The sequence below is a fragment of the Thermoanaerobaculia bacterium genome, from assembly GCA_035593605.1.
Classification (GTDB): domain Bacteria; phylum Acidobacteriota; class Thermoanaerobaculia; order UBA2201; family DAOSWS01; genus DAOSWS01.
The window spans coordinates 1-15,722 of sequence record DAOSWS010000005.1; the positions used below are offsets into that span (position 1 = coordinate 1).

General features: G+C 54.5%; 6 protein-coding genes and 1 pseudogene. 4 read left to right on the forward strand and 3 right to left on the reverse strand.

What is annotated here, in order from left to right; all coding sequences use genetic code 11:
- Nucleotides 1–558 precede the first annotated feature (558 nt).
- Together PLD04_03380 and PLD04_03385 are read right to left on the reverse strand one after the other, a co-directional pair.
- Nucleotides 559–1,611: a Fic family protein gene (locus PLD04_03380; protein HXK67362.1), complete on the reverse strand. Its 1,053-nt coding sequence runs from the start codon at nt 1,609–1,611 to the stop codon at nt 559–561.
- 37 nt (nt 1,612–1,648) lie between these two features.
- A complete protein-coding gene (locus tag PLD04_03385) occupies nt 1,649–1,876 on the reverse strand; it encodes a helix-turn-helix transcriptional regulator (GenBank protein HXK67363.1) in 228 nt (75 codons plus the stop codon).
- Nucleotides 1,877–2,469: 593 nt separating this feature from the next.
- On the opposite strand from PLD04_03385, the gene PLD04_03390 reads away from it, so the two are divergent.
- Nucleotides 2,470–9,015: a S8 family serine peptidase gene (locus PLD04_03390; GenBank protein HXK67364.1), complete on the forward strand. Its 6,546-nt coding sequence runs from the start codon at nt 2,470–2,472 to the stop codon at nt 9,013–9,015.
- A gap of 55 nt (nt 9,016–9,070) precedes the next feature.
- Here the strand turns inward: PLD04_03390 and PLD04_03395 are convergent, their stop codons facing one another.
- Nucleotides 9,071–9,562: a YajQ family cyclic di-GMP-binding protein gene (locus PLD04_03395; protein ID HXK67365.1), complete on the reverse strand. Its 492-nt coding sequence runs from the start codon at nt 9,560–9,562 to the stop codon at nt 9,071–9,073.
- Nucleotides 9,563–9,692: 130 nt separating this feature from the next.
- On the opposite strand from PLD04_03395, the gene PLD04_03400 reads away from it, so the two are divergent.
- From PLD04_03400 to PLD04_03410, 3 genes and pseudogenes are all read left to right on the forward strand, one after another.
- Complete coding sequence (locus tag PLD04_03400; protein ID HXK67366.1) at nt 9,693–11,027, forward strand: NapC/NirT family cytochrome c; 1,335 nt, start codon at nt 9,693–9,695, stop codon at nt 11,025–11,027.
- 296 nt (nt 11,028–11,323) lie between these two features.
- Nucleotides 11,324–14,521: a hypothetical protein gene (locus tag PLD04_03405; GenBank protein ID HXK67367.1), complete on the forward strand. Its 3,198-nt coding sequence runs from the start codon at nt 11,324–11,326 to the stop codon at nt 14,519–14,521.
- 251 nt (nt 14,522–14,772) lie between these two features.
- Nucleotides 14,773–15,327 (forward strand): annotated as a pseudogene (locus tag PLD04_03410) (GTPase domain-containing protein).
- The last annotated feature ends 395 nt before the right edge of the window (nt 15,328–15,722 follow it).

The following is a 15,722-nucleotide window of genomic DNA, read 5'->3' on the forward strand; positions in this document are numbered from 1 at the left end:
TGAAATTCTAATTTATTCACCTTGGACGTCTGGTCACTGCGGAGGGATTTTCACCATTGGGTAGGCTCGACTCCCGCCCAGCCTCCCTCTCGCCGCCGTCGCGGGGTGAACCTGTTTTCTTACACTCCATGCTGCTGCGTCGATCCATATGCGCAAAACTGCTGTGTCAAACTCAATCAAAAATCCTCGACGTAACTCAGGCTACGCCTCCGGTATTTTTCAATCGTTTTCCTTGCATTTTCACGTATCTTCACCGCCTCGCTACGCATAGAATATAAGAAAAACAGGTTTGATTACTCGGGTTACGCTCCGGTCAAATCCTCCGCCCGAGCCATACTTTTTCAAATAACAGATAATAATATACTTACAGGTTCAAGTCCCGGAAGGGTCAGGAGTTTGTTCTCTCTCGTTTTTGGACGGGAGGGCAGGCTCTCAGATAAATCACTCCACGTAATCTTTCAAATTCGTCGTCTTCCTTCCTGACCTGAGCGGATTGTGGTTGTTTTGTTTTGTCACAGCTCGTGTCACAGTAATGTCACAGCTCGGTGTCACAGCTTGTCATAGCTTGCCCGGTACATAATGACGAGTCGGATCCGTGGAAGCCACACCTACTTCTATGATAATTTCCTTCGCAAGCATTCCTCTCAGGTCCCGCTGAAGGCTGCGGCGGTTCACATCCGGGCAGAGGGATTCAAAATCCTGGATCGTCAATTTGCCGTGTTGGAGGAGATGCGCGAGAGCCCTGGCCTGTCGTTCGTTCAAACCATGTTTCTTCACAAGCACATCCCGACGGATGGCCTGTTCGCCCCGTTCCCGCACCTCGATCATCTGGGTTTCCAGGCCGGTAATAAAGTAGTCAAGCCAGACCGTCATGTCCATATTATGTTCGCGAACGCTCTGCAGGGCCGTGTAAAAGGCCTGACGGTCCCGATCATAGAATTCACTGATCGTGAAAAGTCGCTTGAAATCATATCCTGCCCGGTAGAGGCAGAGAGTGGAAAGAAGCCGGGAGGCGCGACCGTTGCCATCCAGAAATGGATGAACATGGACCAGCTGAAACTGGGCGACGCCGCTTACAAGCACCGGGTGGATATCGGGATTGCTATTCAGCCATCGGACCAGCTCGGTCATCATCAACGGCACATCAATGGCTGATGGGGGCGTGTAGATCACCTCGCCGGTAGAAGAATTAACAACGTAGTTCTGAACCTTGCGATATTGACCCGGTGCAGCACTTCCTCCGCGTACCCCTTCCACGAGTCGTCGGTGGATTTCACGGATCATCACTTCGGTTATGGGGTCTCTATACTCCAGGGCTTCCGAGATAAACTCAAAAGCTGAACGGTAATTCAGTAACTCCCTCGTGTCATCTGGATCGGCATTCGGGACTGTCTCCCCGTTCCAGAGCCGTTCGGCCTGGTCCAGTGTCAGCCGAGTTCCTTCAATATGGGTGGTGTGATGGGCTTCCAGGATAAGGGCCCGGGCACCCATTTCCTTTACCCAGTCCTCGGAAAGAAGCGCCGCTTCCAGGAATCCTCGTGCCCGTTCAATGCGAGTGATGGCGGAGGTCATCCGATGTGTGATGGTAAAGACAGGGGCGAAGGTGCTCATGTTACGTTCACCTCCTCAGTATGCCGGTCTCGCAGAATCACGGTTCGACTTTCATATGGGGGAGTTTTCCCTTCTTACTCTGTTCCCTGCAGAAAAGGGCGAACTGCCGGAGTGCAAGGGTTGAGGGTGCCGTCTTGCCGTTTTCCCACCGATTGACCGTGGCAAAGCTGACTCCCAGTGCATGAGCGAGCTGTGCCTGCGACATTTGCAATTGCTTCCGAACAGTTTTAACCCGCTTGATAAATTGGTCCTTTTGCTGTGCCATACCTCCCTATTATATAACATGTGTTATATGGGCGCAAGCTAACCTTAGAATATAGCTGCTGGAACATCTTCTGTGGATAGTGAAAATTAACCAAAAAGCTGAGGAATCTGAAGCTGACTGATCCAGTAAAGCACTCAGAATTGAGCGTTTGTATCCAGTGGCAGGACGCCTTGAGAATGCAGTAGTTTACGAAGCTCTGTTCCCAGATTGTCCCTCACGGGGAGCCAACATTTCATAAATAACTGATAATAATATATTTACGGAGTTCCAATCCCTGCGGGATTATCCGGACAAATTCGTAAACATCTGAAAATAAAGAGATAAAAAGTTCCGGTGTCCCGCCGGCCCCCCTGAAGCAACATTTGCGACACTTCCCGGGCCATCCTTGCGAATTCCCCACCGACGCCTGTGATGTATATCGAGATATCACTCCAGTCCATAATCTGAGAAGTTACTCTCGCATTATGATCGAATCTGTGTATAATGGATCCATGTATGTGGCTGTGATGGTAAGTAAAAGCGTGGATCATCCTTATTAACGGTAGAAAGTAAAGATACGAATCAGGTCCGATACCAGAAGGGGAGGGATCTGCATGAAGAGGGTGTTTCTCTTTTTCGTTCTGGTTTTCTTCTTTGGAGATGCGGTTGGACCTTTACAGGGTTTCATTATCCCTGCCCTGCGAGAGAAGACCGTTTCTGATCTGGAGAAAAAGGATTCAAATCCGGATCCTTCTCCCGCTCAAGCATTGAAAATACTTCTTGAAAAACAAAACAGACCATCCACAGAAAAAAATAAACCCATCGTAACTCTTTTCGATCCGCTTTCCGTGAAGGATAATGGGACCCTGAAAGCCAATCCTGACCTGATACTCTTTCGGGCCGGGGTCTTCGATCCAGTCGTAACAATACCATCAGAAATAGATTTCGGGCTGACCTGCAGGAGAGATGCTGGAACCGGGCCTTATCTCTATATCGCCCAGTTCAACAGGACCCCAGGGAAGAGCGATAAGGATCATCTGAACCAGATCGGAGCCGAAGTCCTGTACTACATTCCCAACAACGCCTATATCCTCCGGCTCAAGCCGGAGCAAATCCCAACTGTCGAGAAAATCTCTTCCATTCGAGCTCTTTTTAGACTCCCTAAATGGGCTAAAATTGACCCCCTGATTTGGACGACAATGAAAGATCCAGTCCAGATCGAGATCCTCACCGCTCCCGGCCGGGATGGAGTTCCGGTCCATCGATTCCTGCGTCACACTTTCCAGGATGCCGAATTCATGACAACGGACTATCACCATCAGCGGGGCTGTGTGGTCTGTTCCTTTTCCCATGACAGGCTTTACGAATTCCTGGATACCTGCTCCGATCTTGAAGATGTTCTCTCCATGATTCTCTATGAACCACCGGAACTTCAGAACGACCACTCTATATGGGTTGGCCAGAGCTACGACTGGGTGAACAACACCGATTATGATGTCTCAGCGACAATCTGGAACCAGGGAATCCTGGGTACCGGTCAGATTGTCTGCGTCGCAGACGGCGGCCTGGATACCGACATGTGCTTCTTTCGTTATAACGACTCCATCGAGAGCAAGACATTTCCGCAGTTTTTGAATCCCCCTGAAACCGGTCTCCTGCTTCCAGGTAACAAAGTGATTGCCTATTATGTTCAGCCGGGTGCCGATGAGTGGGATCTCTACTATTTTCATGGAACCCGCGTCTCCGGCTCTGCAGTAGGTGACAATTATCTGACTCTGTCGACGCCCACGTACCATGGCCATGACACAGGAGACGGAATGGCCCCCAACGCCCAGCTGGTGTTCCAGGATGTTACGAACAGCTCGGGTTTCATGGCAGGCCTGATGGGTGACCTGACCGACATGTTCAGCCAGGCTTACTCAGCCGGGGCGCGGATCCACAACGACAGTTGGGGGTTGAGGAGAAATGCCTACTATGCCGATGCCCTGGACATGGATGAGTTTATGTTCCGTCATGAGGATTTTCTCTTTGTCGTGGCCATGGGGAACGCCGGTGCGAATCCGGGAGACGGAACGATCAGCGTTCCCGCCACGGCTAAGAACGTGGTGAGTGTGGGGTCCACAACCAATGGGGGATTGGGCACTCTGGCGGATGATCTGATTAATTCCAGTCGAGGGCCGGTCTTTGATGGACGGCGCAAACCCGACTTGGTTGCCCCCGGTGAAATGATCGTGTCGGCTCTGGGAACCGAGAGCAATGTGGACGACAATTGTTCCACCTGGTCTCACACCGGCAGCTCCTACGCTGCCCCAACGGTCTCGGGTTTACTGGCGCTGATGAGGCAGTACTTCATGGATGGTTTCTACCCGACCGGATCACGAGCCGCGGAAAATGTACGAATACCCTCCGGGGCCCTGTTGAAGGCCTGCCTGATCAACGGTGCTGTTCCCCTGGGGGGTATCGACACATTGACGTCAGGTCCTGTTTCCACTATTCCCTCCAATGACCAGGGGTGGGGGAGGGTACACCTGGACAATGTTCTCTATTTCACGGGAGACTCCCGCCGACTTATGACCTGGGATGTTCGCAACGCCAACGGCCTGTCCACCGGTGAGCAGGTGGAGTACCGGGTGAATGTCACGTCGAGCACGGAGCCCCTCGAGATCCATCTCGTCTGGACCGACCCGGAATCGACGACCCTGGCTGCCGTGAACCTTGTGAACAACCTGGACCTGGAGGTGGTTGACCCGGGAGGAAGCACGACTTACCTGGGCAACGTCTTTTCGGGCGGTGCATCCACAACGGGCGGCTCAGCCGACTTCCTGAACCCTGTTGAAGGGGTCCTGGTCCCCAGTCCCACGACGGGCATGTGGACGCTCCGCGTCAAGGCCACAGCCGTTAATGGGACGGGAACGGCACCCTACAGCAACCGGCAGGGATACGCCCTTGTAGCGACCTTCGCCGACTGTGCCAGTACCATCTCCACGCCGACCGGGCTGAACGCGGTGGATACCGAAATTCTGGGGATCGACCTCAGCTGGAATTCCGTCGCGGGTGCCACCGGGTACCTGATCTACCGCGCCGACGGTTCCTCTCCGGATCCCGAGGAGTATACTCTCGTCGGATCTACAACCTTCACGAACTTTGAGGACACCTTAGTCCAGGGGGGCTACACCTACACGTATACAGTTCGTGCGGTTGATGGATGTACGGAGTCTGCGGCATCCGATACTGCTTCGGCGACATTCAGCGGTGCCTGTGCCCTGAGACCTGACTTCGCCGGCCTTCAAACGGTGATCAACAATACCGACACGGAAGACTGTGAGCTCCATCTCAGCTGGGACCCGGCTTCAAGCAACTGTCCCCAGGGACCTTCCGTTTCGTACAACATCTACCGCGGCACCACTCCCTACTTCATTCTGGGACCGGGAAACCTGCTCCAGCCCGGCTTCAGGGGAACGAGCTATACGGATAGGAGTGTCAACTCCCATGTGACCTACTATTACGTGGTCCGGGCCGAAGACTCCACGACGTCGAACGGCGGCCCGGCCAACGGCGGGAATGAAAGCTTCATGGATGTGGAACGACCCGGTACCGCCTGGTCGTCCTCGATGTCTCCCGGGACGTGGGCGGATGACGGGGGAGACACCGGAGCCAAAATGACCCTCAGCGGGGAATGGCACATCACCAACCTTCAAAACCATACGGGGGGAGGGCACTACAGTTACAGCGCCGCGCGTGACGGTCAACGCTATCCGCGCGGGGCGTGCGCCGCCATCACCACTCCACCTCTGGAGCTACAGCCCGATTCCAATCCCTTGCTTTCCTATTGGGTGAAGTACAACATTCATACGGGGTACGACGGTGTCGTTGTGGAAATCTCGATGGATGGAGGAAATACCTGGGTCACCGTGAATCCGAATGAGTTCTATCCAAGCAGCTTCTATAACACGCAGAACCCTCCAAGAAACGCCTGCGGATACCCGTCCGCACAGAAGTGTTTTTCCGGTCCCGCCGGTAATGCCGGCATGGTAGGATGGGCGAACTATACGCATAACCTGTCACCCTTCGCCGGGCAGACGGTGTTGATCCGGTGGAACCTGTCTTCCGATGATGTCGTTGAGTTCGAAGGGTTCTTTCTCGACGACATTGAAGTGACCTTTGCCAGCGTCAACGAGCCCTGTTATCGGCCCATCGGCAGCAGTCTGCCGCAGACCGGCCAGACCACCTGCTACAACGAAGCCGGGGCCCAGATCAGCTGTACCGGAACCGGCCAGGACGGAGAATTCCGGGCTGGAATTCCGTGGCCCGACCCACGGTTCACGGACAACGGGGACGGAACGGTTACGGATGAACTGACGGGTCTCATATGGCTGGCGGACTGTGGTTGTTTCAGCCCATCATCATGGCTGGATGCCCTGATTTCTATTGCGGCTCTCGCCAATAACCAGTGCGGTCTTTCCGACGGGTCCCAGGCCGGCGATTGGCGCCTCCCCAATGTCCTGGAGCTGGAGAGTTTATATAACTCCGGGGTGTTCAATTCCGCGAACTGGTTGAACACCCAGGGGTTCTCCTATGTTGTCGCAGGAAAGTCCGCGACTTCGACAGCACATCCCTATTCATCGGGATCTGATTTCACTGTTGATATGGCCTGGGGCTATGTGGATGCCGGAGGTGGGGGCCCATTGCTGCCTGTCAGGGGAATATCCTCACTCCCTGCGAGATTATGGCGTACCGGTGTGAAAGTGGTCACTGCTGAAGGAGACGACGGAGATCTTCGGGCTGGAGCGATCTGGCCCGATCCAAGGTTCACGGATAACGGCGACGGGACGGCCACCGATAACCTGACTGGCCTGATCTGGCTCAAAAATACAAACTGTGCCGGTACAGGCAGGACCTGGATCACCGGCTTTTCCGACGTGAACCAGCTCAACACCGACGGGACGATGAATGGGAACAACTGCCAGGACACGAGCAACGGGGGGAGCCATCAGACCGATTGGCGGGTGCCCAACCGCAAAGAAATCATCAGTCTTGTTGACTATTCACGCCTGGATGGATTACCCGAGAATCATCCCTTCATCAATCTTTGCAGTGATTACTGGACTTCCACCACCTTCAGGAGCCACCCGGATTGGGGTTGGTATTTCACAAGATCACTTTTCTTGACAATAACCGAGACCTCCAAAACGAGCTCCCTCTGCATCTGGCCGGTCCGGACAGGCTACAAGACGCTGACGATCTCGAAAACGGGAACGGGGAATGGGACCGTAACAAGCAATCCCCTGGGGATCGATTGCGGTGGAATTTGCAGCGGCTTCTATATGCAAGATGTGCAGGTTTCGCTCTCCGCCGAGGCGGAATCCGGTTCTGAGTTTATAGCGTGGGGTGGAGACTGTGACGCGAGCGGGCATGTCGTCGTCGATGGGGACAAGACCTGCACGGCCACGTTCAACGGCATCTGCACATTGACGGTGGACGTGACGCCCAACGGGACGACAACGGTGTGCGGGGGAGACTCCATCGTCTTCGCCGCGAATCTCACCGGCGGAACGGAATCCTTCACCTACCAGTGGACGGAAGACGGCGATGATATCCCCGGCGCGACAAACCCCACATACACGGCAAGCTATGTGACTGCACAATCCCATGATTACAACTGCAAGGTCTCCGATTCCTGGTGCTGTGTGGATATTATGGAAGATAACGATTCAACGGGTGAATGGGTCACGAAGCCAGGCAGTCCGTCCATCGCTGCCATCTCCGATGACGACGACTGTGCCCAGAGCGGCGTGACCATATCCTTTGTCGCAGGAGTGGACGCCTTATGCCACGATCTCGTCGTGGACGACGCGGTTGTGGCGACAGGGATCAACAGTCCCCATCAGCACGATCCCGGCGACACGGTCAGTCACACCTATGTCGTCCGGGCGGTAAACGGGGACTGCGAAGAGGACTCCGAGGCGCAGTTGTTCACAGACCAGGATAACTCCATCGGGGCCCCTGCCATTACAGGGATCACGGACAACGACGACTGCGCCCAGGACGGTGTGACGATCACCTTTACACCGGGCACCGGGGCGGACAGTCACGACCTCTGGGTGGATGGGAACGAGGTGGACACGGGGATCACCAGTCCTGTCGTCTTTGACCCCGGGGATACGTTGACCCACGTCTACATCGTCTGCGCCGTTAGCGCCTCCTGTACCGCCGACTCTACCGGCTACCCGTTCGCGGATGTCGATGACACACCTGTGCCTCCGGGCCCACCGATTGTGACGGACAGCTGCGGCGGTCTTATGGTCTCCTGGATGGCAACGCCGCCGGCGATCAGCTACAACGTTTACCGAAGGACAAACGGGTGCGGACCCAACAACTGGGGGAACGTCGCCACAGGGCTGACCGGAACTTCGTGGGAGGACACGGGAGTATCTTTGGGAACCGAATACGGGTACTACATCGAAGCATTCAATGACTGCGGAACGGTGACGGACGGCCGCTTTGCATGCGGAGAAGCTTTCAATACCATCGCGTGGCCCGGGGTCCCTTCGATCACTTCCGTGAACGACGCGCTTCCGGGATCCCGTACCGGCCTGTTGATTTCTTTCCTGGGCGGGAGCGGCGCGCAGAGTCACGATCTCTGGATGGACGGCCATGAGGTGGCCACAGGAATTACCAGTCCGTACCTGTACAACCCGGGGAACTGCAGTGTCCACTCCTTTGTCGTTCGCGCGATGGACGGAATCTGTACTACCAGCTCGGCTCCTCAAATCGGTCAGGATGACGGATGCGAAAGCGGTACGCCTCCGCCCATGGGGGATGGAGGGACGGCATCGGGAAATCCCATGACGATGGAAAAGGATGGGGATTTTATTACCTATAGCTATGACAGTACGACTTGCTATTCCAACGCAGCCGTTATGCTGTATGGCGCTCTGGGTACGTTTACTGCATATACCGGGACGGCGGACTGCGACGGTGACGGCACCTTTGATGCCGGTTCGCTGGGAAATGTCTGGTTTAACCTTGTGTGGGTGAACATGGCCAACACGGCGGGCCATCCCGGGTACGACGGGGACGGTCTGGCGCGAGGCCTGGAGGCAGCGGGAGTCGGGTGTGGAATCCTGGGTGATGATCCCGGCGACGGAGTCTGCGACTGAAGAATCGTTCTTTCGTTTGACATTAGAAAAAGAGCCGGATTTTGGAGAGCGACAGTTACGACTTCATGTTGACAAACTGGAGGGGGATTTCCAGGTTTTTCTCCTTCAGCATGTGAATGACGGCCTGGAGGTCATCGATTTTTTTCCCCGAAACCCGGACCTGCTGATCCTGCATTTTCACCTGTACCTTCAACTTCATGTCCTTGATGAGCTTTACAATCAGACGGGACGTGTCGGTGTCGATGCCTTCGATCAGGTTGACGTCCATTTTGAACTGCGCTTTGGCCGCAGGCTTGATCTCCTGAAAGCTGAGAACCTTCGGATCGATGGATCTCTTGACAATATTGCCGATCAGCTCTTCCTTGAGCGCCCGCATCTTCATCTCGTCTTCAGTCAGAATCGTAATCAGATGATCCTTCTTGTTGAGGTTGATTTCCGATTTGGAGTTCCGGAAGTCATACCGGGTCGTGATCATGCGGCGGGTCTGATTGACGGCGTTGTCGACTTCCTGCAAATCCAGCTTATTTACGATGTCAAATTCAGGCATGGTGCCTCCATGATTAAAAGATTGCTGATAGCCCTATTGTATCGCAATTGAAAAGGGTGACTGGAAACGGAGCGTTCTGCTCGTGGTACACTACGATAGCATTGAACGATCTTTCACAAGGGAGGAAGGTATGAAAAAGATTTGGATCATTGTATTGTTCGTTGTTATTGCAGTCTTCGGGTCTCTCTTTGCGGAAGGAACCTATACCTATGACGACTTCGAATCGAGCGAAATCTGCGCTTCCTGTCATGAATCGATTTACAGACAGTATGACCGATCCATGATGAGCCAGACCTTCACCCACATCTGGGATGAAGTGGAATACTATGAGCTGGCCCTTCCCCACGCACGAAAGCTCCCGAAGGTGGCGGAGGTCGAAGCGGGCTGCAACGGCTGTCATGCGCCGGTTGCCTTTCTGACCGGAGATATCCCCCCGAAAAAACCGGCTGAGGAAAGCCGCGCCAACGATTCGCTCTCCTGTGACCTGTGCCACACGATCACGGGATTCAAAGGCGAAGTTCCCTTTAACTTTAACTTTGTTGTGGAACCCGGCGAAACCAAGTATGGAACCCGCAAGGGAGGGGAGAGCACCTACCACGAAATCGCAGTCACTCCCTTCCTTCACACGGCGGAGTTCTGCGGAACCTGCCACAATGAAAAAGATCCTTACGGGATCTGGGTGAAATCAACTCACCTGGAATGGAAGGAGAGTCCTCAGGGGAAGGCCGGCGTGCTTTGCCAGGACTGTCACATGACGCCTGCCAGGAGTGCTTCGGTCACAGCCGGTGCTGTATACGACGACGTCCGACAGCATCTCTTCCATGGGGCGCACGATACGGGAAAACTCGAGGGAGCCGCGGAAATTCTTCTCTACGCCGATGCGAAAAAGGTGAAACCGGGGAAAACCCTCACCCTGGAAGCGTTCGTTCTGAATGCCAAAGCCGGGCACAGTATTCCAAGCGGTTCTGCGGAGGAGCGGCTCGTATGGCTTCACGTAGAGGCTAAAGATGCCAGAGGGAACACCTACCATCTTCCGGTCGACCCGAAGGGTTTCCCGGGCGAGGAGCTCCTGATTGCCGATCCAGAGGCCTATGCATATCAGGATATCGGCGATATCAAGGGGATTGATAACTTCAAGGGGATTAAGCGGGACGGGGACGTTCCGGCAGGGGACAGGATCTTCAGGCTTCCCTATCTCGATCCCGATGGAAGAATGACCATTGCTCAATGGCATACGGCTTCACTGGGCGTCGACTATCGATTGAAGCCCCTGGAAGCCAGGAGGGAGACCTTTACCTGGAAGGTTCCCAAAGATCTTCCCGAAGGTGATGTGACTATTCACGCGGAGGTTTTCTATTCGCGGCTGGTACCCTCTGTTGCCCGATACATGAAGATCCCCGAAGAGGAGTATGCACCCGTCAGCATGAACGCGGATAAGATCGTTCTGCCTGTGGTTTCAAAATAGGTTTCAAACCTGTGCAGGTATGTTGCTCCCCGGCTCGCCGGGGAGTTTTTCTTTTTCCAGATTGAATCAAACAGATTGTTTTCGGTAAACCATGAACATTCCCGTGTGGGTTTTTCTTGACACCCTTTCTCCTGTACGGTACGATTGAATGACAGCCCGGTAAAGAAAAAGGGCGAGAATGTATGGGTTTTTTGTACGAAACCTTGCAGAGATGAAGGGGGAAGCCTGCAGGTTTTGGTCATGATGGAATGAATGGCTGAAATGATGGTAGGAGAGAAACAAGGAGGATGCAAGTCATGAACCGAAGTTTCCTGGCCCTGTTTCTGTCAGTCGTATGGTTATGTGCCTCTTCCCCGGGAACCGCTGAATCGGTCGACCCCGATTCTATCCTCGCAAAATATGGCTCCACGATTCGGCAGATCCAGACGCCTTCGGATCTGGACATGGCAGTCCAGACCATGAGCGGGGAATATGGTTTAACGAAAGACCTCATGTCCTTCATTACGGATTTTTCCGGTGGAGCCTATACAACGCAAATTGAAACGATCATGAACATGCCGGTCCAGAAGTGGAATCCCAACGCGGGACCGGGCTGGGGGATGTACGAAATCCAGAATGTCAAAACGATCGTTACCAAGTACGAAAGCGTACCTGTGACCCAGAGGATTTCCAGCGGCATGAGTACGGTGGGGAAATGCCTGACTGCCTACAGCATCATGCAGGATTGCCTGGCTGCCTATCGTGGAGATGATCGGGCCAAGCTCTCCGCCGTTGCAAAGATGACAGGTGTGACTCGGGACTGGCTGATAGGGCAGATCGGCAGTAAGAGTCTGAGCGTGGCCATGTTTGGTGTCGAAGTGATCAACTATGCCCTGAACAGTTTCATCTCCTATGCCTTTTCCGAGCATGAGACCTACTGGTGGCAGGCATACGTGGCGACCATGGAGGCCAAGTACCCTCATCCGCTGGAATGGGCACAGCTTGCAGAGAGGGAGGGGATGGAGGCGGTGGAACGCAGGCTCATGGAGTTCTGGGATAACGCGGAAATCAATGCCTCCGAATATCTACTGGACGGGAAACGCCTTCCGCCTTCCTGGGGGAATGTCACCGGCGATTTGCTGCAGAGGTACCGTAAGGGATTTGCGGCAAGATATTACACTGACTATATCCATACCACCCTGAAGACCTATTTTTCTTTGAAGGCGGAGCAGGCACTCAATGAAGTGTCGGCACAATACACACAATCCGCCGGTCAGGTAAGCGAGATTGCCCGGGACATGGCAACGTTGAAGGCGGCTCTGGAATCGATGCCGGAAGATGTGGAAGAAATGGAGGAAGACGGGGACGTCGAAGCCATGATGTCAAGAATTGAAGAGATTTCCGGCCAGGTTGCTGCCGGTGCCGCGACGATCAAGTCTTCGACGGCCCCCATGATTCCGCGTCTGGAAAGCTGTCTGGGCATCTTACGGGGCCGTTCCGGAGAAATGGAAGGACTTCGTTCGGAAGCCACCGCATGGAAAGGGGAGATGGATGCATTGCTCGGAAGAGACCTGAACCTCGGCGAGCTTACATCCAGGGCTCAAAAACTGGGAACCACCGTGGCTACCGCCCGGGGTGAGGCGGAAAAACAGGCTCTTACGGCATGTGAGGAAGCTCTGATTATCAAAGAGTCCGGCGGGGACAATCTTGTACGCGTCCAGCATATCCCGAAGCTGGATGTCGCGGTTCGGCTGACGGAATTTAACGCGAAGCTGGCACGCCAGAATTTCAAGGTCATGAAGCAGCAGCTGGACGGTGTAAAGGCATGGTCCGATGAACTGAGTTCCCTGGAGGGGAAGCGTGATGAAATTCTTTCCCGTCTTCCCGCGGATTCCGAATGCTTATCCCTCGACCAGGATTCACAGGAAGTTGTGGGTACCGTAATGGCTCAGCTGGAGGAACTGGTTTCGTTGAACCAGGAAGCAGTCGGGATCGCGGGGACTGTCCGGGCCTACTACGAACAGGGCACTCAGACGGACGCCACGGGAATTAAAAAGGCATTTGCAAAGATTAAGGACAAGACGCAGGGAATGTTCCGGAAAAACAAGGTCAACCAGCATACGGAAGAGATCACGGCCCAGGTCGAATTGGCTCGGGCCGATGGAGAACGGCTGCAGGCGGCTGTGGCTTCGTACCAGTCGGCGGTGAGCCTCATGGAAGGTCAGCTTCAGGGTGTTCGCAACATCCTGGATGATGTTCCCCAGGATTCGGCTGCCCTGCAGGGATTTCAGGATCTTCAGGCCCTGGTCAGTGCGACGGAACTTTTTGTTGAACCCGCGGAATCGGCGGCGGAACAGGCGAAAGTATGCCAGGATGCCGTGCAGGGAGAAGGGGACTCGGATGAGGATGAAGATTCGTCGGAGGATGAATCCGTGGAGCCTGAAGAGGATTCGGGTGATGACGGCTCTGCGGAAGGATGGGTCTCTGTCGGAAGCACACAGGTGATTGAAGTCAACCCTACCGATCCGGATGGGAGCGATCCTTTGCCGGATTCCGGCGGCACCTATGACCCGGATACGAACCGATGGATTCAAAAGGCCCAATCGGATTTTGCCTCCTGCCGGTTTCAGGATGCTCTGCAGAGCGCCAACAATGCTTCCACTATTTCTCCGGACCATCCATGGCTGCAGGCCAATCTGACGGTGATTCAAACCAATGCGCAGAAGCAACAGCAGGCGTTGAGTATTTTGAACGGTGTTCAAAATCAGCTTTCCCAGGGAAACCTGAGCGTGACGCAGCTGCAGAACATACGGGAAACACTGAACATGGCGGCAAGCATTGCTCCCAACTGCATGGTGGATGATATCAACCGGATCAACGACAACATTTCTTCCCAGATTGCCGATGCACGATCCCGGGATCAGCAGCAGACGGCGGCCGCCATGGGGGATCTCTTGCGGACCTTCACATCCGCAATGGCTACGGTGACACAGACAACGGGGGGAGCCACCGGGGGGGGCGGATACGCTCCAGGAACGACTTCCACCCGGCCTCAGACCGGGGCTTCGACGGATCCCTGTGAGTCGAAATATCATTATCCCAGCGCGTGGAGTGATGCACCCATATGCGACTGTCCGGGGTATACATGGAAACAAAACAAGTGTGTATCCACGGGTGGTGGAGGAGGGGGGACCGTCGCTGGATCGACCGGCTCCACGGGATCGGGAAGTTCTCAACAGCAGGGAGATGTCTGTGAAATTTCGGTTTCGGGCGCTCCCCCGGAGACAACCTACTGGGCCCTCTTTTCCTATCGATCCATTTACTGGCATGCGCATCGGTATCATTATGTTGTAAAGGCGATGCAGCCCGGCAGGACACCCCAGTCTGAACTGGTGAGCGCCTGCAGCGATTGCAAACCGGAAGATATGAAAGTAATAGACACGGGTACGAAAGAGGCGATGCGGTCAAAGGCAAATCAACTCTGTCCAAACCCTTTACAGGTCCATGTCTATTGATCAGGCCTGCCATGAATTGATGGGGAAAGAATTATGAGTTGAACAGTCATTCAAGGAGGTCCATTATGATGATCTGTTCCGCAGACGCGGGATTCCTTCCTGAAACGTTTCCCTGGAAATAACCATTGGATTGTCGAATAGTGCAGGTCTCTGATTCCAAGATTCCGTCTCGGTATCAATCGTTCTGAAATGTGCTCACATCGTTGACATTCGTTGACCTCCCTACTCTTTGGTGATAGTATGAGTTCGCCATGGTCTTCATGAACCGCGTTACCCAGGAAATGACCGTAAAAATTGTCTATTACGGGCCGGGTCTGTGCGGGAAGACTACCAACCTTCAACAGATCTATCAGAGAACTTCCCCTGATACCCGGGGTGAGATGGTCAGTCTGGAAACCGAAGCCGACCGTACTCTCTTTTTTGACCTGTTGCCCCTCGAGGTCGGCCGGATCGGCGGTTACAAGACCCGGCTTCAGCTCTATACGGTGCCCGGACAGGTCTTTTACAACACCACGCGGAAGGTTGTGCTAAAAGGCGTCGATGGAGTCGTTTTTGTGGCGGACAGCCAGAAGGAGATGCTGGACGCCAATCTGGAGAGCTTTAAAAACCTCAGGGAAAACATGGATGAACTTGGGATTGACCTGGATGATATTCCCGTTGTCATCCAGTACAACAAGCGGGATCTTCCCAATGTTCTGCCCCTTGAGGAGTTGAACCGGCTTGTGAACCCTTCGAACTATCCCAACCATCCCGCAGTTGCTGTGCGGGGGGAGGGAGTCTTTGAAACTCTGAAAGAGATTTCGAAACAGACCCTGAAAGCTCTCCGAAATCGGCTCACAGGTGCAACGCAGCCTCGACCCCAGCCCACTCCATTGCCGAGACCCCCCCAGGGCACCAGGGAACCTCCCCGACCAACCGTTGCACAGGCGGTTCCTTCCCCCAAGGCTCCGCCGAAAGCGCCTCCAAAATCTGACCAGAAAATACCGTCACAGGCCGAACGCCCCACGCCTCCCAGGGGAGTGCCAGCCGGGGAAGCGCCTCCCGCCAGGCCGTCCAGACCAGTTCCGCCTCCCGAGACCCCTGCGGATTCGCAGGAAGACAAGGTGGAATTTGCCACGTCCGCCCAGCGGCCTTCCGCCGAACTTGAAGTCAGACATGTTAAGGTCAAGCACAGCCTGGATGTTCTCTCCGAACTGGAAAA

What these genes read in the sequence shown, in the direction of transcription:
- PLD04_03405 (HXK67367.1), top strand. Translation starts at nt 11,324, where the DNA reads ATGAACCGAAGTTTCCTGGCCCTGTTTCTGTCAGTCGTATGGTTATGT.
- PLD04_03395 (HXK67365.1), bottom strand. Translation starts at nt 9,562, where the DNA reads ATGCCTGAATTTGACATCGTAAATAAGCTGGATTTGCAGGAAGTCGAC.
- PLD04_03385 (HXK67363.1), bottom strand. Translation starts at nt 1,876, where the DNA reads ATGGCACAGCAAAAGGACCAATTTATCAAGCGGGTTAAAACTGTTCGG.
- PLD04_03400 (HXK67366.1), top strand. Translation starts at nt 9,693, where the DNA reads ATGAAAAAGATTTGGATCATTGTATTGTTCGTTGTTATTGCAGTCTTC.
- PLD04_03380 (HXK67362.1), bottom strand. Translation starts at nt 1,611, where the DNA reads ATGAGCACCTTCGCCCCTGTCTTTACCATCACACATCGGATGACCTCC.
- PLD04_03390 (HXK67364.1), top strand. Translation starts at nt 2,470, where the DNA reads ATGAAGAGGGTGTTTCTCTTTTTCGTTCTGGTTTTCTTCTTTGGAGAT.